27 protein-coding genes are annotated in these 21,226 nt (G+C 64.1%); 10 read left to right on the top strand and 17 right to left on the bottom strand.

The genetic code is table 11. The annotated features are described in order from the left end of the window. Positions 1 to 122 precede the first annotated feature (122 nt). Both BHQ40_RS11665 and BHQ40_RS11660 read left to right on the top strand, forming a co-directional pair. Positions 123 to 2,201: a transglycosylase domain-containing protein gene (locus BHQ40_RS11665; RefSeq protein WP_070156070.1), complete on the top strand. Its 2,079-nt coding sequence runs from the start codon at positions 123 to 125 to the stop codon at positions 2,199 to 2,201. Positions 2,202 to 2,271: 70 nt separating this feature from the next. Beyond that, positions 2,272 to 2,523, top strand: coding sequence for a ribbon-helix-helix domain-containing protein (locus BHQ40_RS11660; protein WP_290438427.1), 252 nt, complete (start codon positions 2,272 to 2,274; stop codon positions 2,521 to 2,523). Between the two features lie 15 nt (positions 2,524 to 2,538). On the opposite strand, the gene BHQ40_RS11655 is transcribed toward BHQ40_RS11660, so the two are convergent. From BHQ40_RS11655 to BHQ40_RS11640, 4 genes are all read right to left on the bottom strand, one after another. Continuing rightward, the gene (locus BHQ40_RS11655) at positions 2,539 to 3,027 is read right to left on the bottom strand and encodes a hypothetical protein (protein ID WP_070156069.1); all 489 of its coding nucleotides are present in this window, start codon (positions 3,025 to 3,027) and stop codon (positions 2,539 to 2,541) included. Between the two features lie 405 nt (positions 3,028 to 3,432). Next, positions 3,433 to 4,143: a M48 family metallopeptidase gene (locus tag BHQ40_RS11650; RefSeq protein ID WP_253183336.1), complete on the bottom strand. Its 711-nt coding sequence runs from the start codon at positions 4,141 to 4,143 to the stop codon at positions 3,433 to 3,435. Then, entirely contained in the window at positions 4,124 to 4,549 is a 426-nt protein-coding gene (locus BHQ40_RS11645; RefSeq protein WP_070156068.1) for a YcgN family cysteine cluster protein, read from the bottom strand. Before BHQ40_RS11645 ends, BHQ40_RS11650 begins: the two co-directional genes overlap by 20 nt. Positions 4,550 to 4,552: 3 nt before the next feature. Next, positions 4,553 to 5,188: an SCO family protein gene (locus tag BHQ40_RS11640; RefSeq protein ID WP_171905837.1), complete on the bottom strand. Its 636-nt coding sequence runs from the start codon at positions 5,186 to 5,188 to the stop codon at positions 4,553 to 4,555. A 111-nt stretch (positions 5,189 to 5,299) separates the two neighbouring features. Here BHQ40_RS11640 and BHQ40_RS11635 point away from each other — a divergent pair, with 111 nt between their 5' ends. Next, positions 5,300 to 5,866 carry an ankyrin repeat domain-containing protein gene (locus BHQ40_RS11635; RefSeq protein WP_253183339.1) on the top strand — a complete coding sequence of 189 codons (567 nt, stop codon included), beginning with the start codon at positions 5,300 to 5,302 and terminating at the stop codon, positions 5,864 to 5,866. 247 nt (positions 5,867 to 6,113) lie between these two features. On the opposite strand, the gene BHQ40_RS11630 is transcribed toward BHQ40_RS11635, so the two are convergent. From BHQ40_RS11630 to BHQ40_RS11580, 11 genes are all read right to left on the bottom strand, one after another. Then, on the bottom strand, positions 6,114 to 6,605 hold the full coding sequence (locus BHQ40_RS11630; protein WP_070156067.1) for an MmcB family DNA repair protein: 492 nt from the start codon (positions 6,603 to 6,605) through the stop codon (positions 6,114 to 6,116). Positions 6,606 to 6,693: 88 nt separating this feature from the next. Beyond that, entirely contained in the window at positions 6,694 to 7,395 is a 702-nt protein-coding gene (locus tag BHQ40_RS11625; protein WP_070156066.1) for a cell wall hydrolase, read from the bottom strand. A gap of 181 nt (positions 7,396 to 7,576) precedes the next feature. Beyond that, positions 7,577 to 7,888, bottom strand: a complete 312-nt coding sequence (locus BHQ40_RS11620; protein ID WP_070156086.1) for a DUF1491 family protein — start codon at positions 7,886 to 7,888, stop codon at positions 7,577 to 7,579. 16 nt (positions 7,889 to 7,904) lie between these two features. Beyond that, the gene (locus BHQ40_RS11615; protein WP_070156065.1) at positions 7,905 to 8,414 is read right to left on the bottom strand and encodes a PaaI family thioesterase; all 510 of its coding nucleotides are present in this window, start codon (positions 8,412 to 8,414) and stop codon (positions 7,905 to 7,907) included. Beyond that, positions 8,392 to 8,859, bottom strand: coding sequence for a PTS sugar transporter subunit IIA (locus BHQ40_RS11610; RefSeq protein WP_070156064.1), 468 nt, complete (start codon positions 8,857 to 8,859; stop codon positions 8,392 to 8,394). The genes BHQ40_RS11615 and BHQ40_RS11610 overlap by 23 nt, the downstream gene beginning before the upstream one ends. Positions 8,860 to 9,021: 162 nt before the next feature. Next, the gene (hpf, locus tag BHQ40_RS11605) at positions 9,022 to 9,648 is read right to left on the bottom strand and encodes a ribosome hibernation-promoting factor, HPF/YfiA family (RefSeq protein ID WP_070156063.1); all 627 of its coding nucleotides are present in this window, start codon (positions 9,646 to 9,648) and stop codon (positions 9,022 to 9,024) included. Between the two features lie 136 nt (positions 9,649 to 9,784). Next, complete coding sequence (gene dnaQ, locus BHQ40_RS11600; RefSeq protein ID WP_070156062.1) at positions 9,785 to 10,486, bottom strand: DNA polymerase III subunit epsilon; 702 nt, start codon at positions 10,484 to 10,486, stop codon at positions 9,785 to 9,787. 29 nt (positions 10,487 to 10,515) lie between these two features. Beyond that, on the bottom strand, positions 10,516 to 11,109 hold the full coding sequence (coaE, locus tag BHQ40_RS11595; protein ID WP_070156061.1) for a dephospho-CoA kinase: 594 nt from the start codon (positions 11,107 to 11,109) through the stop codon (positions 10,516 to 10,518). Further along, positions 11,106 to 11,918 (bottom strand): shikimate dehydrogenase, encoded by an 813-nt coding sequence (aroE, locus tag BHQ40_RS11590; protein WP_070156060.1) that lies wholly within the window; start codon positions 11,916 to 11,918, stop codon positions 11,106 to 11,108. Before aroE ends, coaE begins: the two co-directional genes overlap by 4 nt. Then, the gene (locus BHQ40_RS11585; RefSeq protein ID WP_070156085.1) at positions 11,915 to 12,508 is read right to left on the bottom strand and encodes a Maf family protein; all 594 of its coding nucleotides are present in this window, start codon (positions 12,506 to 12,508) and stop codon (positions 11,915 to 11,917) included. Before BHQ40_RS11585 ends, aroE begins: the two co-directional genes overlap by 4 nt. Positions 12,509 to 12,528: 20 nt before the next feature. Beyond that, positions 12,529 to 13,344, bottom strand: coding sequence for a pyruvate, water dikinase regulatory protein (locus BHQ40_RS11580; RefSeq protein ID WP_070156059.1), 816 nt, complete (start codon positions 13,342 to 13,344; stop codon positions 12,529 to 12,531). 275 nt (positions 13,345 to 13,619) lie between these two features. Between BHQ40_RS11580 and hemE the strand changes: the two genes are divergently transcribed. The 5 genes from hemE to BHQ40_RS11555 all read left to right on the top strand — a co-directional run bounded on the left by hemE (position 13,620) and on the right by BHQ40_RS11555 (position 17,590). Next, on the top strand, positions 13,620 to 14,666 hold the full coding sequence (hemE, locus tag BHQ40_RS11575; protein ID WP_070156056.1) for a uroporphyrinogen decarboxylase: 1,047 nt from the start codon (positions 13,620 to 13,622) through the stop codon (positions 14,664 to 14,666). A gap of 13 nt (positions 14,667 to 14,679) precedes the next feature. Beyond that, the gene (locus BHQ40_RS11570) at positions 14,680 to 15,120 is read left to right on the top strand and encodes a CopD family protein (protein ID WP_070156054.1); all 441 of its coding nucleotides are present in this window, start codon (positions 14,680 to 14,682) and stop codon (positions 15,118 to 15,120) included. Positions 15,121 to 15,308: 188 nt separating this feature from the next. After that, entirely contained in the window at positions 15,309 to 16,565 is a 1,257-nt protein-coding gene (rho, locus tag BHQ40_RS11565; RefSeq protein WP_070156052.1) for a transcription termination factor Rho, read from the top strand. Positions 16,566 to 16,574: 9 nt separating this feature from the next. Beyond that, entirely contained in the window at positions 16,575 to 16,865 is a 291-nt protein-coding gene (locus tag BHQ40_RS11560) for an antibiotic biosynthesis monooxygenase family protein (RefSeq protein ID WP_070156050.1), read from the top strand. Further along, the gene (locus tag BHQ40_RS11555; protein WP_070156048.1) at positions 16,862 to 17,590 is read left to right on the top strand and encodes a YjbE family putative metal transport protein; all 729 of its coding nucleotides are present in this window, start codon (positions 16,862 to 16,864) and stop codon (positions 17,588 to 17,590) included. The genes BHQ40_RS11560 and BHQ40_RS11555 overlap by 4 nt, the downstream gene beginning before the upstream one ends. A gap of 195 nt (positions 17,591 to 17,785) precedes the next feature. Here BHQ40_RS11555 and BHQ40_RS11550 read toward each other — a convergent pair whose 3' ends face one another. Both BHQ40_RS11550 and BHQ40_RS11545 read right to left on the bottom strand, forming a co-directional pair. Then, complete coding sequence (locus BHQ40_RS11550) at positions 17,786 to 18,766, bottom strand: quinone oxidoreductase family protein (protein ID WP_253183335.1); 981 nt, start codon at positions 18,764 to 18,766, stop codon at positions 17,786 to 17,788. After that, positions 18,767 to 19,465 (bottom strand): dienelactone hydrolase family protein, encoded by a 699-nt coding sequence (locus BHQ40_RS11545; RefSeq protein WP_070156083.1) that lies wholly within the window; start codon positions 19,463 to 19,465, stop codon positions 18,767 to 18,769. Between the two features lie 192 nt (positions 19,466 to 19,657). On the opposite strand from BHQ40_RS11545, the gene BHQ40_RS11540 reads away from it, so the two are divergent. After that, positions 19,658 to 19,906: a DUF6489 family protein gene (locus BHQ40_RS11540; RefSeq protein ID WP_070156082.1), complete on the top strand. Its 249-nt coding sequence runs from the start codon at positions 19,658 to 19,660 to the stop codon at positions 19,904 to 19,906. A 16-nt stretch (positions 19,907 to 19,922) separates the two neighbouring features. Then, entirely contained in the window at positions 19,923 to 21,209 is a 1,287-nt protein-coding gene (gene mnmE / locus BHQ40_RS11535; RefSeq protein ID WP_070156046.1) for a tRNA uridine-5-carboxymethylaminomethyl(34) synthesis GTPase MnmE, read from the top strand. Positions 21,210 to 21,226: the final 17 nt, after the last annotated feature.

Raw genomic sequence — 21,226 nt, 5'->3', positions numbered from 1 at the left:
AATATTCTGGCTCGCGGACAGTCCAGCGCCGATTCCCGCACCCGATTGACGTCATTCAGCCACCGTAAAGCCCTGTTCCGCTTGTAGGAGCGGGCGATAGCGCGTATCGGGCGGCAACCAACATGGCAAAAGCGGGCAGGAAGACATCGGCGCCGGACGACGGCTGGCCCGCGCGGGCAAAGCGCTGGCTGGTCACGGGCCTGAAGATCGGCGGACTGGCGTTCGTCGGCGGACTGCTTGCGCTGGTGGTGGCGGTGGTCATCGCCATGCAGTCGCTGCCCAATTATGAAGCGCTGAAATCCTCGCCCAATGGCCAGATGATCCGCGTCCACGCCGCCGACGGGTCCGTGATCGTGGCGCTGGGGCCGAGTTTCGGCCGGTGGATGGCGTTCGACCAGATCCCGTCCGTCATGGTCGATGCGATGGTGTCGACGGAGGACAAGCGTTTCTACCTGCACCCCGGCGTCGACCCGATCGGCCTGACCCGCGCATCCTATCTGGCGCTGGTCAATCGCGGCACCGGCCGCCGCATGCAGGGCGCATCCACCATCACCCAGCAGGTGACGCGCAATATCTTCCTCAACAACAGCTACACGTTCGGCCGGAAAATCCGCGAGATGATCCTGGCGCTGGCGCTGGAGCGCAAGTTCAGCAAGCAGCAGATATTGGAGCTGTATCTGAACAAGGTCTATTTCGGCGGCGGAGCCTATGGCATCGATGCGGCGAGCCGGAAATTCTTCGGCCATGCGGCGAATACGCTGAACCTGCCCGAAGCGGCGATCATCGCGGGGCTGGTCAAGGCCCCGTCCAGCTACTCCCCCACGGCGGACGCCGACGCCGCCGTCGGGCGCGCGGGCGTGGTGCTGGAGCTGATGCGCGAAAATGGCGCGATTACCGGAGACGAACTGGCCACGGCGAATGTGAAGGCCGTGAAGCTGGCCCCGGAGCCGCCGCAGAACAGCGTGCGTTACTTCACCGACTGGGTGCTGCCGCAGCTTGAGACGCTGGTCGACGAGCCGCTGGAGCCGCTGGAGGTCTACACCACCATTGACCTGCCGATGCAGCGCGCCGCCACCGCCGCGATCAAACAGAATGCGCCGGGCAGCACGCAGGGTGCCCTTGTCTCGCTGGACCGCGACGGGGCAGTGCGGGCGATGGTCGGCGGCCTCGATTATGTGACGTCCAATTATAACCGCGCGACGCAGGCGACGCGCCAGCCGGGATCGGCGTTCAAGCTGTTCGTCTATATGGCGGCGCTGGAGGCGGGCTATACGCCCGAAACCGCCGTGGTCGACGAGCCGGTCGACATCAACGGATGGCAGCCGCGCAACAGCTCCCGCCGCTATTCCGGCAAGATCGATATCCGCACCGCCTTCGCCTATTCGATCAACACGATCGCGGCGAAACTGGGCGTGGAGGTCGGCTTTGCGACCGTCGCCGACATGGCCCGGCGGTTCGGGATTTCGACGCCGATCAGCACGCACCCGTCGATGGTGCTCGGCACGTCCGACGTGCGCCTGATCGACATGACCCGCGCCTTCGCCTCCTTCGCGCGCAAGGGCGTGGCGGTCAGCCCCTATGGCATCACCAAGGTCACGACCGCGGACGGCCGCCTGCTCTACGAGCATAAGGATGATACCAGCCGCGTGCTGGTCGCCCCGTGGGTTGCGGCCGGGATCACCGACCTCCTCCAGACCGCCGTCAACACCGGCACCGGCAAGGCCGCGCAGATCGGCCGCCCGGTCGCGGGCAAGACCGGCACGACCAGCAGCAACAAGGATGGCTGGTTCCTGGGCTTTTCCAGCGGCATCACCACCGGCGTCTGGATGGGCCGCGACGACGCCCGCGCCGTGGGCGGGATGCAGGGCGGCCGCGCGCCTGCATCGGCCTTCGCCCAATATATGAAGGTGGCCGTCGCCAAGCGCCCGGTCGAGGAGTTCGAGACCGAAGTCACCCTGCCCGAATATGAGCTGGAGCCGGACGACGAGACCTATTTCAACCAGCCCGACAACGGCCAGTTCGTCGACGAGAACGGCATGCCGATCGAGCGCGCGAAGAGCGATGACGACACCGATCCGGCTGACGCAGGCACGACGCCCTATGAAGCCCCGGCGCGGATCGACCAAAGATGGATCGACAATGTGCTGGGCCGCGAGAAGAAGCCGGCCAAGGACAAGGGGCAGGGGCAGCAGCAGAATTAGTCCATTTCCTGCGGAGCGCCGCTGGCGAGCCACTGGCTCCTTCGGCAGAGATGCAATATGATAAAATCATATTGAACCGGAGGTAGGCACGGCTGCGAAATCAATCACGGTGACGCTTGGCGAAATGGCGTCGCATGCCGAGCGTCATCTGGCGTCGGGACGATATGCCTCCATGAGCGAGGTGATGCGAGCGGGCTTGCGCGCACTGGATCGCGAAGAGGCGATATTGGATGAACTGGTGCGCGTTCGCGTTGCCGAAGCCTTGGCTGATCCCCGCCCCGCCATGCCGCTCGACAAGGCATTTGCGCAGGTGAGGGCTTAGAAACGCGGTGTGAATTTACGGCTTCTGAGGCTGACGGCTGGACAGTTGCCCAGCGACCAAATCGATTTCCATTTGTACGCCGCCAGCGAGAGAGGCTGCGAACCCCATGCTTTTTATATGCGCCCTAATGCCATAGGTGGGATCACCCGAAGCAGGAAGCATCTTGGTCAGCACATATTGAGAGAGCCCGTTAGGCACCGCCGAGGGGACAGATTTTACCAACACCCAGCCACTTTTTGTCATGTCATTGAGAACGTCCTGATCCGTTTCCGAGCCGCGGAAGCCGGTCGCAACGACGTCGCAAGTGAATGTCTTGGCACGAATGACCGACCATGTTTCTCCATTCGGAGCCGAGAAACGAAGAAAAAGGCTGGGTGCATCCGCAACAGACAGCGCGCCAGTTTTCGCATAGCGCTTGATCAAGTCAGGGAGATTAGACAGCGCTTTTGTCGTCCCGACATCAAAAGCCCCAAAGTAGGCCTGCGCATCAGGCGGGAATACCATTTTCCCGCCTTGGGTGGCGCGCTCACACATTCCGATCGATTGAGCGATCGTCGCTATACCCTGTGGTGACGCCGAAGCGGGGCTTGAACCCGAGGCAATTGAGCTGATTGCGATTGCAACGAATGCTAGCCGGCCTGAAAATCGCATTTGCTACAATCCCTGAAACTCACGCAGCTATGCCTTCTCAAGGTTGCCAAAGCCCTAATCCATATAAGGCATGAGGCGGGAGAGATGGGTTCCCGCCTGCGCGGGAATGACGAAGTGTTGAAACGACGCCCAATATTTATGTGTCTCCCACTCCTTCTCGTCATGCCAGCGTATGCTGGCATCTCAGGAGATGATGCGCGACTAGGCCTAAGATCCCAGCCTTCGCTGGGATGACGTTCGGTAGAGACAGCCCGCCCCCTACACCCCAACCCGATGCAAACTCATCCCATGTTCCTTCAGCCACCGACGCGACGGAGCCGGATCGCGCCCCAGCAGCCGCGCATGCGCCGCGTGGAATGCCGCGCTGTGGTCCATATGGGCGAGGTGGGCGACTTCGTGGGCGACGGTGGACTGGCGGACTTCCGGCGGGGCGAGGATCAGGCGCCAACTGTAGCGGATCGCGCCCGAGGACGAGCAACTGCCCCAACGCGCCTTCGGGTCGCCGATGCTGACGGTGGTAAGGGGGAGTTTCGCATTGGTCGCCAGCGCGCGGGTTTCCGCCTCCAGCACGTCGCGCGCACGGGCTTTCAGCCAACGGAGCAGGCGCGCGCCGACCGATTCCGCCGCGCCACCGACGCGTAGAGTGTCACCATCCAGCGTGATGCGGCGGGGGGCCTTGGCGTCCCACACGATCGTCACCGGCTGCCCCTCCAGCAGAAAGGTCGCGCCGTCGCACAGGCGCACGGGAAGCGGCGCGCCGGCAAGTTGCGTCTGGACCCACGCCTCATGCTCCTGCGCCCAGCCAAGCGCCTTGCGCAGGTTGGCGCGCGCGGGGATGGACAGGCGCAGGCCGCCATGCGCCGGATCGATGGTCAGGCGGTAGTTGCGCGCGCGGGCCATGCGGCGGACGCGCACCGGCATGGCGATGCCGCCGACCAGGATTTCGCTGTCAAAGTTCGCGGTCGACAAGGTGATTTTCCAGATCGCCGGCCTCAACCTCCGCCACGGTCCAGCCGCGCACGGATTCGCCCGCGCGGTGCACGGCCTCCCGGTCGCCGCTGATCAGATAATGCCAGTCCGGCAGCGGATCGCCATCCGCGCGCAGACGATAGGCGCAGGTGCGGGGCAGCCAGACGATCTGCGCCACCGCCTCCGGCGTCAGGCGCACGCAATCCGGCACGAAGGACCGGCGGCTGCGGTAATTGGAGCATCGCCCGGTATCGCGGTCGAGCAGGCGGCAGGCGACGTTGGTCGGGTAGATATTGCCCGTATCCTCATCCTCCACCTTGTGCAGACAGCATTTGCCGCAGCCGTCGCACAGAGCCTCCCACTCCGTCCGGTTGAGATCCTCCAGCGGTTTTTCCCAGAAGTTCAAGTCTTACTTCACCCAATGGTCCAGCGCGGCGAGCACGGCATCGGGGGAGCCTTCATCCTCCTTCGTGCCGGGATCGTCGACCGGGACCAGCGCGATCGGCTGGCCGTCCGGACCAAAGAGATAGGGCGTGCGGCTGTGACTTACGAGATAGTCGTTCGCGTCCTTTTCATCCGCCTTGCCGTAGATCACCACGAAATCCTTCGCGACCTTGGCGATTTCGTCCGGCGTGCCGGTGAGGCCTATCAGGCGGGGCGAGAAGGCGGCGACATAGTTTTTGAGCACCGGCGGCGTGTCGCGCTGCGGATCGACGGTTATGAAGATCGGCTGCAGCTTCGCCGCGCGGTCCGGCGAATCCTTTTCGAACTTGCCGTATGCCTGCGTGATCCGCTGCAGGTCGACCGGGCAGACGTCCGGGCAATAGGTGTAGCCGAAATAGACGAGGCGATACTTGCCCTTGAAACTGTCCCAGGCGACGCGCTTGCCGTCCTGATCGGTCAGGGTGAAGGGCGCACCGATGCTGGCCCCGGCGAGAGCGCCCTGTTCGAAGGACGACTGATCGCCGCCGCCGCAGGCGGAGAGCGCCAGCAGGAGCGGCGACACGAGGGATATCAGCGCTTTGTTCATGGCAAAGCCAGCCATGCCCTGCTAGACTGGCTTTGGCAATTGCGAACAGGTGGTAGCAGAATGCAGCAGTTTAAGGGCCGTCGATCCAGTGCGATCCGGGCGGCGGGCGCGGCGCTGGCGGCGCTGATGCTGACGGTTCCCTCGATCGCGCCGGCGCAGTTTTCCGACAGCTATAATTTCCTGAAGGCCGTAAAGGACCGGGACGGCGACAAGGCGACAACCGCGCTCAACAAGCCCGGCAGCACCATCGTCAACACGCGCGATGTCACCACCGGGGAAACCGCCCTGCATATCGTGATCGCGCGGCGGGACGTGACATGGCTCGGCTTCCTGCTGGGCAAGGGCGCGAATCCCAATCTGGCCGATAACCGGGGGGAAACGCCGCTGCTGAGCGCGGTGCAGCTCCGCTTCATCGACGGGGTGCGTTACCTGCTGGGCAATGGCGCGCAGGTCGACAAGCCGAACGACAATGGCGAGACGGCGCTGATCCGCGCGGTGCAGTTGCGCGATGTGGCCATGACCCGCCTGCTCGTCAGCCTGGGCGCGAACCCGGAGAAGCGCGACAGCATCGCGGGCATGTCCGCCCGCGACTATGCGACGCGGGATGGGCGCACGCCGGGGCTGATCCAGGCGCTGGACGACGCCAAGCCCGCGAAAGCGACCAGTGGGCCGGTGCAGGGGCCGAGTTTGTAGGCTTTCGATCCCAAATCCGTTCGGGCTGAGCGAAGTCGAAGCCTTCTGCTGAGCGGAGCGAAGTGCCTCACTACGTTCGGTGATACCCCCTTCGACTGCCTGCTTGCAGCAATCGCTCATGGCGAACGGATGTAATTCGGAAGCTTCTGGCAATCAGGGTGCTCCTGCGAAGGCAGGAGCCCAGTTCAGACCTTGGGACTGGGCTCCTGCCTTCGCAGGAGCACGTTTTGACTGATAGGTTAGAGCTTTACATCCCGAACCCGATTTCCGCCGCATAGTCGGGATCGGACAGGGCCGTCAGCCGCCGGGCGGCGCGGCGGGCAAAGCGGAGGGTTTCCGCCTTGCGCCGGGCGGCGGCCAGCGGCTCCATCGGCGCGGGGCGCAGGATTTCCGCATCATATTGATCCGCAACGATCAGGCCAGTGCGGGCGGGCCAGAGGGCGTCGCTGTCAAAGGGGGACAGATCAAAGCCCCCCGGCACGGCCCAGTAGAAACGGTCGCAATAGTCGAAATAGTCCGGCCATTTCATGTCGCCGAGCAGGTCCGCGCGGCTGCATTTGATCTCCACGATCACCAGACGCCCCGCGCCATCGATCGCCATAATGTCCGCGCGGCGGCCATTGGGCAGCGCAACCTCCAACTGGCCGAAAATGTCGTGCCGCTGAAACAGCCGCAATATCCCGCGCGAAACGGCCAGCGCCGTGCCATCGGTCAGGGGTGAACAATCCGCTTCGGCCATGCCTCAGCATTAGAACAGGAAGGGAACAAAGAAAAGGCCGATTCCGTTCCCGGAACCGGCCGCATCCTCTTTCGAACCGCTGAAAGGATCAGCGATAGAAAACGTGATTGTCGATCAGCGCCACCTTGGCCTTGCCCCAGCCGGGCGAAACGCGGCGGGCGTGGAAGAACAGCGCGCCTTCGGCAAGGCTGTTCCAGCTATCCTCGATCGCGATCTGCGAAATGGCGACGGCTTCGCGCCAGGCGCGGCCGGCGGTGGCGATGGCGGGCATCGCGCGGCCGCGGACGAAGCTGAACTGGCCGGGCTGATAGACGACGCCGCACAGGCTGTCGGCGAAGCGGCCGGACTTCACGCGGTTGATGATGACGCGGGCGACGGCGAGCTGACCGGCGAGGCTTTCGCCCTTCGATTCGAAATAGACGGCGCCGGCAAGGCACTGCATCTGTTCGGTCAATTCCTCCGGCGCGCCCTGTTCGGTGACGAGGGCGGCGAGGCTGGACGGCGCGGATACGGCCGAAGCGGCGTCGGCGGCGGTTGCCGGGGCGGGCGTCGCATCGGACGCCAGCGGCTGAACGATTTCACTGGGCGCGGCGAAGGTAACGCCTGGCTTGCCCATATTGTCGCCTGAAGAATTGGAGAGCGGAGCGTCCTGCGGCGCACGAATCGCGGCGGGGATGCTGTCTGAAGATGCACCGGCCGCTCCGGCAAAGGATGCATCGCTGGCCATCGCTGCAGCGATAGCGGTCATGGCAAAGGCCGCCAACGTGGCGACGCGCAACGGGAAACTCATGTAATTCCAAGACTGTGCGGTTGGTCGGCCCTTGGACGTCGCGTCCCTGAACATATATTTGGACGTCCGGCCGCCCCCCGTCTGCGTGTTTGCCATTCGACGTCCCCCCCGGACATCTAAAGGTAACCTGCGCGATGAAGCGTGCGGGGCCTATGAGGACCAATACAGGTTAAGTCAATATTCAGCAGATCGTTTCAGCGGCGAACCGTTCCGCTTCCGAGATGTCCAGCTCTATTAACCACAGGTCGGGGTCGGCGCGCATCCGGCGCGCTATATATTGGGTTAGGGCGTCGGAATCGGAGTCGTCCGCAGGCCCGCACGGCGCCATATGATAGCCGCCGGAAAAGTCCGGCACGCGCTCAAACAACCCGGTTTTCCGGCCTCTTTCAAGACATTGGACCAGGATGACGCCGCTGATCGCGTCGCCCTTGCGCAGCACGGCCGCAAAGCCGCCTTCCTGTCCGGCCCGCCTGATGAGAGCGCCCGCCAGCATATGGCTGGCGAGCCGGTCAGCCACGGGCGGCCGGCGGATCTGTCCGGGCGTAGCCGGGCAGCGATGCGAGCGGAAATGCGGAGCGCATGAAGGTGCCGGTGCCGCGTCCGACCTCCTCGCCATCCGAATCGATCAGGCTGGCCTCCGCGACGTAAACGCGGCGGCGGCCGCTGATCCAGCGGCCCTCGGCGCGGATGCGGCCCTGCTTGATCGGCCGGGTGAACAGCAGGTTGAAACTGGTCGTCAGCAGGAAGCGGTCGCTGACCAGGCTGTTGGCGGCGTAGAAGGCCGCATCGTCCAGCATCTTGAAATAGACGGTGCCGTGTACGGCGCCCGCCGCATGATAGACGCTTTCGTCGACATCGAAATCGATGCGCGAAAGACCAGCGCCGGTAATGGTGAGTTCCGACCGGAACATCCGGTTGATCGGGGCGGAGCGGTAGAGCTGCTCAAGCGCGCGGAAATGCGCGGCCTCTCCGCTGGGCGGGACCGCATCGTCCATATCAGGCGGCGTCACGGGCCTCATTGCCGGACAGGAGCGCAAACAGCGCCTCATCCGAACCGACGCCGCGCAGGCGGGTGATCTGGCTATCGTTGCGCAGGTAGCGCGACACGCGGGCTAGCGTCTTGAGATGCTCCGCGCCGCTGTCGAGCGGGGAGAGCAAGGCGAAGATCACATCGACGGGGGAATTGTCCACCGCGTCGAAACCGATCGGCTGGTCAAGCAGGACGACCAGGCCGCGCACCTTGTCGATCCCCTCCATCTTCGCATGCGGGATCGCGATGCCGCCGCCGAAACCGGTCGACCCCAGCCGTTCCCGTTCCGTCAGCCGTTCGGACACCGCCCCGGCATTAAGGCCATAGGCAAGTGCCGCCATTTCCCCAAGCTTGAGGAAAAGCTGTTTCTTGCCGGTGACCGAGAGATTGCTGGACAGCGCCTTCGGGGTGAGGAGATCGTCGAAATGAATCATGGATACACTCGGAATGGCAGCTTCGCCCAATTCAGCCACGGCAAAAGGGCCGGGCACAGGCATGAACCAAAGCCCGGCGCATTAGTCCCACCGGTACGGAAGGTCAACCGCCGAGCCGCAGGGCCGGACGGCCCGTCCACAAAGGGGACGGGCCGCGGATGCTCAGTTGGCCACGGCCACCGTGGGTTCAACCCAGCCGATCGTCCCGTCATGACGGCGATAGACCATATTATAGGCAGACGTGCCCGCATTCACGAACAGCAGCGCGTTGGTGTTGCGCAGGTCGAGCATCATCACGGCGTCCGATACCGACGCCTGGGGGATATCCACCCGCGTTTCCGCAACGATCAGCGGCGCGTCGGACGGCTCCTCCTCATCGTCATAGCCGGCGAACACGGTGTATCCCGCATTGTCGAAACCGTTGAGCGCATGCCCGTTAAGGCCCCCGTTGACGGGATCGCTCCTGACGGCCTCTGCGGCGGCGGCCTGGACATGCCGGTCCTTCAGGCGGCGCATGTAGCGGCGGAGCTGTTTTTCGATACGGTCAGCGGCGATATCGAACGCCGGATGCGCCTCCTGCGCTTCCCCCGCCCCCTTGAGAATAAGGCCGGTCATGACATGGCAGACGATATCGCAGTGGAACGCGCCATGCGGCGCCTTGCGGAATGTCACCTGGGCGGAGATGGCCCGGGCGAAATATTTCTCGGCCACCGCTTCGAGCCGGGTCCAGACATGCTCCTTGAGCGCGTTGCCCGTTTCCACCTGATGACCGGAAACACGAATATCCATCTTGCCTTCTCCTTGTTCTTGCAGACCACCGGGGGTGGTCCGTGGGTGTCGCGTCATGCCGATGTGGCGGTCCGCTAAACCCTTGACCCCGCGCCCAAATTCTTGAACGCGGCGGCCTCCTCAAGGCTCCCTCCGGCTATCCCGGAGCAAGCCCGTCGAGCCAGAGCGGCTTATCCAGCGTCGCGAGGAACGCGGCGTGCCGCTCCAGTTCCTCCGCGGTGGCCGCATGCGGCCGCGCGGGGCGGACGGGACGGACAGCGGCCAAATAGGCCGTTTCCTCCCGCCGATCCTGATCCTCCCTTTCCGATCCGAGCGTGAGGCCGATCTGCCGTCCGCCGGTCAATTCTATATAAAGTTGCGCAAGCAGTTCCGCGTCGAGCAGCGCGCCATGCTTGATGCGATGGCTGCGGTCGATGCCGTACCGGGTGCAGAGCGCATCCAGACTGTGCTTCGCGCCCGGATGCATGGTGCGGGCGATGGCGACCGTATCGATCATGCGGTCCATCGATACCTCGACCCGGCCGCACAATGTCAGTTCGTGGTTGAGGAAGCCGAAGTCGAACCGCGCATTATGCGCCACCAGCGGGCAGTCGCCCAGGAATGCGAGCAGTTCGTCAATGCCCTCCGCGAACAGGGGCTTGTCCGACAGGAAGGCGTCCGACAGGCCGTGCACGGCCTCCGCCGCCGCGGGCATCGACCGCTGGGGATTATAATAAGCGTGGAAGGTGTTGCCCGTGGGCACCCGGTTGATCAGTTCTATGCAGCCGATTTCCACGAGCCTGTCCCCGCTCGCGGGATCGAATCCGGTTGTTTCCGTGTCGAAAATGATTTCCCGCATCGACTCTGCTGACATCCGTGGACCTGTATTTATCTGCCTGCTTTGCGGCGAAGGCAAGTAACGAGACGGCGGACCTGTTCGCGGGTGCGATCGAAGGTCGTGCCGGTATCGACAATATAGTCGGCTCGGCGGCGTTTAACAGCGTCTGGAACCTGCAAACGCTTGATCCGGTTGAATTTTGCGACGGTCATACCGGGACGGGCGAGAACGCGGGCGCGCTGTTTCCACGCCGACGCGCTGACGACGATCACGCCGTCCAGCTTCCGTTCGCCATGACTCTCGTAAAGCAGGGGTATGTCCAGCACCACGACGGGCCGGGACCGGTTGCGGCGAAGGAATCGCTTCTGGGAGGCGCGAACGGCGGGGTGGACGATCGATTCCAGCGCCCGCAATTCTTCCGGATGGCCGAACACGGCGGCGCCAAGCCTGGCCCGGTCGACGCCATCCGGGCCGGTCGTGCCGGGAAAGCGCGCCTCGATCGCCGGGAGCAGCGATCCGCCCGGCCCCTGCAGCCGGTGCACCTCCGCATCGGCATCGAACACCGGCACGCCTTCCTGGCGGAGCATGGCGGCGACCGCCGATTTCCCCATGCCGATGGACCCGGTGAGGCCGATCCGTTTCATGCGGTCAGGAGCGCGCGCAATTCATCGTCATATTCGCGCGGCGCCTCTGCATCGAAGAAGATGTCGAAAGCGAGCGCCGCCTGGCCGATGAGCATTTCCAGCCCGTCAATCGCGGCAAGGCCCCGCGCGCGGGCGGCAGCGAGCAAGCCGGTTTCGAGCGGTGCATAAACGATGTCATAGACAGTGGCGGTGGCGGGCAGAGGCGAAAGGTCGAGGTCCAGCGGCGGCTGGCCCATCATGCCGAGCGAGGTCGAATTGACGAGCAGGTCCGCGGCGGGCAGCGGATCGGCAAGAGTGATCACCTCTCCCTGCATGTCCGCCCGGTCGAGCAGCGCGCGGCCCTTGGCGGGATCGCGGACCATGATGGTGATCTTCGGCACGCCCAGCGTTGCCAGCGCGAACAGGATGGCGCGCGCCGCGCCGCCCGCGCCGACCAGCACCGCATGATCGCCCTTCCACTTCCGGTGGATCAGCGGCTGAAGGAAGCCGCCCGCATCGGTATTGGTGCCGATCAGCGGCCCGCCGGTCTCACAGGCGATGGTGTTCATCGCGCCGATGCGCGCGCGGACGCCGCCCGGATCGTCGGTATAGTCCATCACCGCGACCTTGTGCGGAATGGTGACGTTGCACCCCAGCCAGTCATTGTCGCCGCGGCGCTGCAGGAAATAGGCGGCGAGGCCCTCCGGCGTAACATGCGTCTTGCGATATTCCGCCTCTATGCCCAGCTTCTGCAGCCAGAAATTGTGGATCAGCGGCGATTTGGAATGGGCGATGGGGTCGCCGATCACTTCTGCATAGGGAAGGCTCATGAAGGCAGAAGGCCGCGGACGCGCAGGAAGTCAAGCAGCGGCAGCAGGGGAAGGCCCTGAATCGCGAACTGGCTGCCCTCGACCTTCGTGAAAAGCTGCGCCCCCGGCCCTTCGATCCGGTAGCAGCCGACGCACCAGCGCAGCAGATCCCAGTCGCCGTCCAGATAGCGTTCGATAAAGGCCGGGCTGAGCGGGCGCATCGTCATCCGCACCCGCTCCACATGCCGCCAGACCGGGACGCCGCCATGCACGATGACGGCGGCGCTGTGCAGATGGTGCGTCCTGCCCGACAGGAGCGTGAGAATACGCACCGCATCCTCACGATCGACAGCCTTGTCGATCATCTGGCCATCATCCAGCGAAAGGGTTTGATCGCAGCCGAGGACAAGCGTTCCGGGAATGCGACGGGAAACGCGAAGGCCTTTCAGCTCCGCCAGCGCATCGGCCAGCGCCCGCGCGTCCAGGCCATCAGCGCGCAGAGCCTCCTTCGCCGCTTCCTCATCGACGCCGGGATGCAGCGCTTCGAACGGAACACCGGCCGCCTTCAACAGCGCGGCGCGGCCCGCGCTCTGGGAGGCGAGGACGATAATGGGTTCGGGGGCAGCTTCGCTCATTCGGCCAGGACACGCTCGTTGAACAGGTTGATGATGGCGGCGGCGGCTTCCTCGATCGAGCGGCGGGTCATGTCGATCACCGGCCAGCCATTGTCGGCGAACATGCGGCGGGCGAAGGCGACCTCCTCCTGCACCCGCTCAATATCCACATAGGCGGTTTCCGGCGCCTGATTGAGCGAGAGCAGCCTGTTGCGGCGGACCTGCACCAGCCGTTCCGGGCTGATCGTCAGGCCGACGACCATGGGATGCTTCAATCCGTAGAGATTGCGCGGCGGCGGCGATTCCGGAACCAGCGGGATATTCGCCGTCTTGTACCCGCGATTGGCGAGATAGATGGACGTTGGCGTTTTCGACGCGCGCGACACGCCGGCGAGCACGATATCGGCCTCCTCCCAATTTTCATGCCCCACGCCGTCATCATGGGCGATGGTGAACTGAATCGCCTCGATCCGCGCGAAATAGGCTTCGTCCAATATATGTTTGCGGCCGGGACGGTTGCGCGCCTCCTGCCCCAATATGTTCGACAGCGCGTCCGTCACCGCGTCCAGCGGCGCGACATGGGGAAGCCCCAGCGCCCGGCAGCGATTTTCCAGCCTGCGGCGGAGCTGCGAATTGGCAAGGGTGAACAGGACGATGCCGGGATTGAGGGAAATTTCCTCCATGATCCGGTCGAGATGGACATCGGACCGCACCATCGGCCAGAAATGGCGGATCGCCTCCACATTCTCAAACTGGGCGATGCCGGCCTTGGCGATATTCTCCAGCGTCTCGCCCGTGGAGTCAGAGAGCAGGTGGAGGTGGAGCCGCGTCATGTCGACCGTTGTGTTTGCCATTTGTGGATAAGGCAAGGGACAGTTTTGGGGGTGGAATCCTGTCCACGCTAGACCGGATTCCATCCACAGCATCCCAACAGCGGGGCGATTCCATCCACATGCTGTGGATAGCAGGGACAGATTGCGGGACTCCGAGCGCGCGATAGGGACTCGAATGAGTCAAGCTGTTGGCATATGCGGGCGCAACGCATAAACCCCGCTGCCAAGCGGCCAACTATCTTCATCATCCTTAACTCTAATTTAAGATATTTTTTATGAGCACTCCCGACGGGCAGGCGACTCCCAAGCCTCTGCTTTCCGTACTGTATGGCGCCAAGCCCGATATTCCGCCCATGTGGCTTATGCGGCAGGCGGGCCGGTATCTCCCGGAATATCGCGCCCTCCGCGCCGAAAAGGGCGGATTTCTGGAGCTGGTCTATGACAGCGCCTGTGCGGCCGAGATCACGATCCAGCCGCTGCGCCGGTTCGCCTTTGACGGCGCGATCCTGTTTTCCGACATTTTGATCGTCCCCTATGCGCTGGGGCAGAAGCTGTGGTTCGAGGCCGGCGAAGGCCCGCGTATGGCGCCGCCGCTGATCGAGGCGGACCTTGCGAGCCTGATACCTGATTTCAGCCGGTTCGAGGCGGTCTACGAGACCGTAAGGCAGGTCAAGGCAAGCCTCGCCCCCGAAGTCACCTTTCTGGGCTTTGCGGGCAGTCCCTGGACGGTCGCGACCTATATGGTGGCGGGACAGGGCAGCAAGGATCAGGGACCGGCGCGGCGGCTGGCCTATGGCGACCCGGAAAAGTTCGGGGCGATCATCGATGCGATCGTCGATGCGACCGTCACCTACCTGTCCGGCCAGATCGAGGCGGGGGTCGAGGCGGTGCAGTTGTTCGACAGTTGGGCGGGAAGCCTGGCCCCGCTGGAGTTCGAGCGCTGGGTGATCCAGCCCAATGCGGAGATTGTGCGCCGGGTGAAGGCGCTGCACCCGCAAGTGCCGATCATCGGCTTTCCCAAGGGCGCGGCGGCCAAGCTGCCCGATTATGCGGCGGGGACCGGCGTTGACGCCGTGGGGCTGGACGAGACGGTCGATCCGCACTGGGCGAATGCGGTCCTGCCCAAGGGGCTGCCGGTGCAGGGCAATCTCGACCCGCTGGCGTTGATCGCGGGCGGCGAGGCGGTGGAAAAATCCGTCGCCAACATCATGGCGGCCTTTCGCGACCGTCCCCATATCTTCAATCTGGGCCACGGCATTTTGCAGGACACGCCGATCGAGCATGTCGAGCGGCTGATTGCCGTGATACGAAACCAGGGTTGAACAGGGTATCGCGATGGGTTTCCTCGGTAACGCATATTTGTGGGTGAAGGCGGCGCACATCATCTTCGTCATCTTCCTGATGGCGGGTCTGTTCATGATGCCGCGCTTCTTCGTCTATCATCAGGAATGCGCGCCCGGGTCCGACGAGGATGGCAAATGGATCGTGCGCGAGCGCAAGCTGTTGAAAATCATCCTCAATCCCGCGCTGACCATGGTGTGGATATTCGGCCTGCTGCTGGCGTTCGACATCGGCGCGTGGAGCATGGGCTGGTTCCACCTGAAATTCCTCTTCGTGCTGATCCTGTCGGGCTATCATGGCTGGATCAGCGGCTATGCGAAGAAGTTGGCGCGGGGGGAGCGGCCGTTCAGCGACAGGAAGCTGCGCATGCTGAACGAGGTGCCGGGGATATTGGTGGCCTTCGTTGTCATATTGGCGATCGTCAAACCCTTCTGATCGCACATACTTCTCCATTCGGCGGGATAGTCGCCAAGTCGGTTGCTTCGTCTTGACTTGACCCCGCCCGGAGCCTAACGATTCAGCGCGTATCCACGCTGCCGTCCGCGCATGGGGATGTCTCCCTTCCTTAACCGACGCGGACCGGCCTAATCCTCCCACCTCATATTCTGCCGGATCACTCTCGGATGCATCTCAAGGACCTCAAGAAAAATACGCCCGCCGAACTCGTCTCCATGGCCGAGGAACTGGGGGTCGAAGGCGCGTCCACGCTGCGCAAGCAGGACCTGATGTTCGCGATCCTGAAGGCCGAGGCCGAGAATGGCGAGCAGATCATGGGCCTTGGCACGGTCGAGGTGCTGCAGGACGGTTTCGGCTTCCTGCGCAGCCCGGAGGCCAATTATCTGGCCGGTCCCGACGACATCTATGTCTCCCCCAATCAGGTCCGCAAATTCGGCCTGCGCACCGGCGACACGGTGGAGGGCGAGATCCGCGCGCCCAAGGATGGCGAACGCTATTTCGCGCTGACCAAGCTGGTTTCGGTCAATTTCGACGATCCCGATGCCGTCCGCCATCGCGTCAATTTCGACAATCTGACGCCGCTCTATCCGGACGAGAAACTGCGGCTCGACACGCTCGACCCGACCGTCAAGGACAAGTCGGCGCGCGTCATCGACATCGTGTCGCCGCAGGGCAAAGGCCAGCGCGCCCTGATCGTCGCGCCGCCGCGCGTGGGTAAGACGGTTCTGTTGCAGAACATCGCCAAGGCGATCACCGACAACCACCCGGAAGTCTTCCTGATCGTGCTGCTGATCGACGAGCGGCCGGAGGAAGTCACCGACATGCAGCGCAGCGTGAAGGGCGAGGTGATCAGCTCGACCTTCGACGAACCGGCGCAGCGCCATGTGCAGGTCGCCGAAATGGTGATCGAAAAGGCGAAGCGCCTGGTTGAGCATAAGAAGGATGTCGTGATTCTTCTGGACTCCATCACCCGCCTCGGCCGCGCCTACAACACCGTGGTGCCGTCGTCGGGCAAGGTGCTGACCGGCGGTGTCGACGCCAATGCGCTCCAGCGCCCCAAGCGCTTCTTCGGCGCGGCGCGCAATATCGAGGAGGGCGGTTCGCTCTCCATCATCGCCACCGCACTGATCGACACTGGCAGCCGCATGGACGAAGTGATCTTCGAGGAGTTCAAGGGCACCGGCAACTCCGAAATCGTGCTCGACCGCAAGGTTGCGGACAAGCGCATCTTCCCGGCGCTGGACGTGGGCAAGTCCGGCACCCGCAAGGAGGAACTGCTGGTCGACAAGGGCAAGCTCAGCAAGATGTGGGTCCTGCGCCGCATCCTCATGCAGATGGGCACCGTCGACGCGATGGAATTCCTGCTCGACAAGATGAAGGATTCCAAGACCAACGAGGATTTCTTCGACTCCATGAATCAGTAGGCATTGCCCATGATCCTGGAGCATGCGCTGCTGCATGTTCGGCCGGGGCGGGAGGCCGCCTTCGAAGCCGCGATGCAGCAGGCGAGGCCGCTGATTTCAGCCTCTCCGGGATTTTTGGGGATAGAGGTGCGGCCTGCGAGCGAAAAAGCGGGTCTCTATCTTCTGCTTGTGCGCTGGGATTCGATAGCCGATCACAGGGATGGTTTTCGGCGGTCGGATCGATATAGGCAATGGCGTATTCTGCTTCATGACTTCTATGATCCGATGCCCGATATCGCCTATTTTGGAGAGCCGTTGTGATTGATCTTCTGGCCGCTGTGTCTTCCACGGTCGCGGTAACGCCCGGCTTTGGCTCACCGGCGGACATCTGGGGCCATATCGTCGCGGATTTCTCCAACATCACCTCGCCCAGCGCGCTGGCCGCATTCGGCCAGGTGCTGATGATCGACATATTGCTGGCGGGCGACAACGCCATCGTCGTCGGCGCACTGGCGGCGGGACTGCCGGCGGAACAGCGCAAGCGCGTCATCATGATCGGCATCATCGCGGCGCTGGTGCTGCGCATCGGCTTCGCGCTGGTGGTGAGCCAGTTGATGCAGATCGTCGGGCTGATCCTCGCCGGTGGCCTGCTGCTGCTGTGGGTATCCTGGAAGATGTGGCGCGAGCTTCATCCGGGCGCGGGCGGCGGATCGGCGGAGATTGAGGGCGACGAGGCCAGCGGCGTACGCCCGGCCAAGAGCTTCGCCGCGGCGGCCTGGGCCGTGGCCGTCGCGGACGTATCGATGAGCCTGGACAATGTGCTGGCCGTCGCAGGCGCGGCGCGGGACCATCCCGGCATCCTGATCATCGGCCTGATCCTGTCGGTCGCGCTGATGGGCGTGGCGGCGAACATCATCGCCAAATATATCGAGCGTTACCGCTGGATCGCCTATTTCGGCCTGATCGTCATAGTCTATGTGGCGTTCAAGATGATCTATGACGGGTTCGTCGATCATCAGGTGGGGATTTTGACGCTGTTCGCCTGATGCGGCGGCGTTGAGAAGGGGACGGGGCAGCGCTCATTCAGGCTCGGCAAATCTGGAGCCTGTTTTGAGGATATGCCCGTTCCATGTGCTCCTGCGAAAGCAGGAGTCCAGCTCCAACGCCCGATCCGTCCTCCTGCTTTGGCTTCGCCGCCCTATGGGTCGCAGGAATACGCCCTGCTCAAAACAGAGCAAATCTCACGGAATAAGCACGGTCGATCCGGTCGTCTGCCGCGCCTCCAGCGCCCGGTGGGCGTCGGCGGCGTCGGCGAGGGCGAAGCGCTGGTTGATGTCCGCCTTCACCACGCCCTTGGCGATCTGGTCGAACAGGCGCGCGCCAAGCCTCTGGAGATCGGCGTCCTCGCGCGCATAATCGTAGAGGGTGGGGCGGGTGACGAACAGCGATCCGCCGCGGCTGAGCGAGAGCACATCGATGGGCGGCACCGGGCCGGAGGCATTGCCATAGGTGGCGAGCAGGCCCCGTATCCGCAGCGACGCGAGCGACGCATCCCAGCTCGCCTTGCCAACGCCATCGAACACGACATGCACGCCCTCGCCGTCCGTCAGGCCGCGAACCTGTTCCGCCAGAGCCTCATAGGGTCCGGTCAGGCTGTGCGCCGCGCCCGCCGCCTTCGCGAGAGCGGCCTTCTCCTCCGATCCGCTATGGGCGATCACCGTCACGCCCAGACTGGCGAGCCAGGGCACCAGGATCGATCCGACGCCGCCGGCCGCCGCATGCACCAGCGCCGCCTGGCCGCTTTCCATCCGGCCGCAATCCTCGGCCAGAAATGCCGCCGTCATGCCCTTCAGCAAGGTTGCGGCCGCCGTTTCACAGGAGATGGCGTCGGGCAGTTTCAGCACGCGATTGGCGGGCATCAGCCGGTGGGTGGCGTAGCTGCCATGAGCGCCCAGCGCATGGGCGACGCGATCGCCCGGCGCGATGCCGGTCACGCCGGGGCCGACCGCGATGACTGTCCCGGCTGCTTCGGCGCCCAGGGCCGCAGGCAGGGGGGAGGGATAAAGGCCCGACCGGACATAGGTGTCGATGAAGTTCAGCCCGATCGCCTCATGCGCGATCAATATCTCGCCCGGACCGGGATCGCTGGTCTGAAAATCCTCCCGCTCAATGACCTCCGGCCCGCCATGCGCGCGGATGATCAGCCGCCATGCGTCCGCCACTTACAGATGCTCTGCGAAGAAGGTGGCGGAGCGGCTGTCGGCCAGAGCCGCGCCCGCATCATCGCGGCGGTCGCCCATTTCGGTGGCGAAGCCGTGGTCCAGCCCCTCATAGTCATGGATGGTGACATGCCGATTGCCGTTCAGCCCCTGATGCATGGCCTTCTGCGCTTCGGGGCTAACGAAATGATCGGCGGTCGGCACATGCAGCAGGACCGGCTTGCCGATGGCGTGCTGTTCGCCGAGCAGGCCGTCAATGCCGACGCCATAATAGCCGACAAAGGCGTCCCCATCGGTCCGGCACGCCGCCATGAAGGCGAGGCGGCCGCCCAGGCAATAGCCGACACAGCCGACCTTGCCATCCGGGCCAAGCGCGGCCCGCGCCGTCTTGATCGCGGCCTCTATATCGCGGATGCCGGCGTCCTGATCAAACTTGCCGAACAGATCGAAACCCTTCTGGAGCTGGTCGGGGACATCGGGGTCGAGTTCGATATGCGGCTCTATCCGCCAGAACAGGTCGGGCGCGAAGGCGAGATATCCGCTGGCCGCGAGGGAATCGCATTTCCGCCTGATCCCTTCGTTGACGCCGAAAATCTCCTGAATGACGATGATGGCCGCGCGCGGCTTCCCCGTCGGGCGGGCGACATAGGCATCGAAACTGGCGCCCCCATCCAAAGTGGTAACCGGCAGCAATTCGCCCATGGGAATCATCCTTCCAATAATGTCCAGCGTCGCCCGACCGAGATAAGCCATGTGGCGTTGCTTGCAAGGCGCGCTTGCAAGACGGGGCTTGCAGGGTAGGGCTTGCAAGGCGGGGAATCTCCAGAGGAGAACTGGCTTTCGCCGATGCGATGCGGCATGAAGGGGCATGACAAACCAAAAGGGAGGCCGGTCGTGAAAATTACCGTCGATTGCGATTGCACGCCGGAGGAGGCGCGCACGTTTCTGGGCCTGCCCGATGTCTCGCCGATCCACGACAAATATGTGCAGACGATGCTGGACACCATGGACGGGTCCAACAGCGTGGAACAGATGGAGAAGCTTTTCCGCAGCTTCTCGCCCATGGGCGACGCCGGCGTCCGCCTGTTCAAGCAGATCATGGACATGGGCATGATGGGGTCGTCGTCGAAAACCGACGGATAGGCGCGCGGCTTTCTCCTTGGACACCATCTTCGCGCTTTCCAGCGGCCAGCCCCCGGCCGCGATCGGCATCATCAGGATAAGCGGTCCCCGCGCCGGAGAGGCGCTGCGCGCGATATGCGGGCGCATGCCGAACCCGCGCCTGGCGTCCGTCTCGCTCTTTTCCGATCCGCAATCCGGCGAAGCGCTGGATCGTGGACTGGCACTCTGGTTCCCCGGCCCGGCAACCGCGACCGGCGAGGATCTGGCGGAACTTCATTGCCATGGCGGCCGGGCAGTGACGGCGGCGCTGCTGGCGGCGCTTGCGCGGATCGCGGGGCTGCGCGGCGCGATGCCGGGGGAGTTTACCCGCCGCGCGTTCGAAAATGGCCGGATCGACCTGAGCGAAGCGGAGGGATTGTCCGACCTGCTGTTTGCGGAGACGGAGAGCCAGCGCCGCGCCGCCATGATGATGGCGGAGGGGCATTTTTCCAGAAAGGTGACGGACTGGCAGGGCCGGTTGCTGGCGCTGTCCGCATCGGTCGAGGCGGCGCTGGATTTCTCCGACGAGGATGATGTGCCGGACGCGGGGATCGAGGCGCGGATCAGGAGCGGCATCGCCGGTCTGGCCGATACGCTCCAACGGGAGCTTGCCCGGCCGGATGCGGAACGGTTGCGGGATGGCGTTCGCGTGGTTCTGGCCGGGCCGCCCAATGCGGGCAAGTCGACATTGCTGAATGCGCTGGTGGGGCGTGACGCCGCCATCGTGTCCGACATCGCCGGGACAACGCGGGACCGGATAGAGGCGCCCGCGGCGATTGGGGGCATCCCCTTCCTCTTTACCGATACGGCGGGGCTGCGGGCAGACAAGCAGGATGCGATCGAGGCCATTGGCATGGCGCGGGCGGAACAGGCGATCGCGGCGGCGGACATTCTCCTGTGGATGGGTGATCCCGCCGATGCGCCGCGCGACGATGCGGTGAAGATCAGCGCGAAGAAGGATGTGGCGGGATGGCAGGCGGCCGCCGGGGCGGATCTCGACCTGTCCGCCATATCGGGGGACGGGATGGCGGAGTTGGTTGCGCTGCTCCTTCAACGCGCGCAAGGGCTTGTGCCCGGGGAGGGCGACTATGCGCTGCATGCCCGCCAGCGGCGTGAAGTGGAGGCTGCGCTGGCGGCTTTGTCTGACGCGTTGGAGACGGATGATTTGTTGATCGTCGCTGAGCATTTGCGGTTGGCGCGGGGGGCGATGGATGCCCTTACCGGGCGCGCCGGGACGGAAGATATGCTCGACGCGCTGTTCGGGAAATTCTGTATCGGCAAGTGATGTTCCACGTGGAACAG

The organism is Sphingobium phenoxybenzoativorans, from assembly GCF_001757355.1.
Lineage (GTDB): Bacteria > Pseudomonadota > Alphaproteobacteria > Sphingomonadales > Sphingomonadaceae > Sphingobium > Sphingobium phenoxybenzoativorans.
The sequence above is the reverse complement of the archived record's forward strand: the minus strand, read 5'-3'. Positions and strand labels throughout refer to the sequence as shown.

Coding starts and splice junctions, on each gene's coding strand:
- BHQ40_RS11665 (WP_070156070.1), top strand. CDS start 123: ATGGCAAAAGCGGGCAGGAAGACATCGGCGCCGGACGACGGCTGGCCC.
- BHQ40_RS11655 (WP_070156069.1), bottom strand. CDS start 3,027: ATGGTATTCCCGCCTGATGCGCAGGCCTACTTTGGGGCTTTTGATGTC.
- BHQ40_RS11640 (WP_171905837.1), bottom strand. CDS start 5,188: ATGGCTGGCTTTGCCATGAACAAAGCGCTGATATCCCTCGTGTCGCCG.
- BHQ40_RS11635 (WP_253183339.1), top strand. CDS start 5,300: ATGCTGACGGTTCCCTCGATCGCGCCGGCGCAGTTTTCCGACAGCTAT.
- BHQ40_RS11630 (WP_070156067.1), bottom strand. CDS start 6,605: ATGGCCGAAGCGGATTGTTCACCCCTGACCGATGGCACGGCGCTGGCC.
- BHQ40_RS11625 (WP_070156066.1), bottom strand. CDS start 7,395: ATGAGTTTCCCGTTGCGCGTCGCCACGTTGGCGGCCTTTGCCATGACC.
- BHQ40_RS11620 (WP_070156086.1), bottom strand. CDS start 7,888: ATGCTGGCGGGCGCTCTCATCAGGCGGGCCGGACAGGAAGGCGGCTTT.
- BHQ40_RS11615 (WP_070156065.1), bottom strand. CDS start 8,414: ATGAGGCCCGTGACGCCGCCTGATATGGACGATGCGGTCCCGCCCAGC.
- BHQ40_RS11610 (WP_070156064.1), bottom strand. CDS start 8,859: ATGATTCATTTCGACGATCTCCTCACCCCGAAGGCGCTGTCCAGCAAT.
- hpf (WP_070156063.1), bottom strand. CDS start 9,648: ATGGATATTCGTGTTTCCGGTCATCAGGTGGAAACGGGCAACGCGCTC.
- dnaQ (WP_070156062.1), bottom strand. CDS start 10,486: ATGCGGGAAATCATTTTCGACACGGAAACAACCGGATTCGATCCCGCG.
- coaE (WP_070156061.1), bottom strand. CDS start 11,109: ATGAAACGGATCGGCCTCACCGGGTCCATCGGCATGGGGAAATCGGCG.
- aroE (WP_070156060.1), bottom strand. CDS start 11,918: ATGAGCCTTCCCTATGCAGAAGTGATCGGCGACCCCATCGCCCATTCC.
- BHQ40_RS11580 (WP_070156059.1), bottom strand. CDS start 13,344: ATGACGCGGCTCCACCTCCACCTGCTCTCTGACTCCACGGGCGAGACG.
- hemE (WP_070156056.1), top strand. CDS start 13,620: ATGAGCACTCCCGACGGGCAGGCGACTCCCAAGCCTCTGCTTTCCGTA.
- BHQ40_RS11570 (WP_070156054.1), top strand. CDS start 14,680: ATGGGTTTCCTCGGTAACGCATATTTGTGGGTGAAGGCGGCGCACATC.
- rho (WP_070156052.1), top strand. CDS start 15,309: ATGCATCTCAAGGACCTCAAGAAAAATACGCCCGCCGAACTCGTCTCC.
- BHQ40_RS11560 (WP_070156050.1), top strand. CDS start 16,575: ATGATCCTGGAGCATGCGCTGCTGCATGTTCGGCCGGGGCGGGAGGCC.
- BHQ40_RS11545 (WP_070156083.1), bottom strand. CDS start 19,465: ATGGGCGAATTGCTGCCGGTTACCACTTTGGATGGGGGCGCCAGTTTC.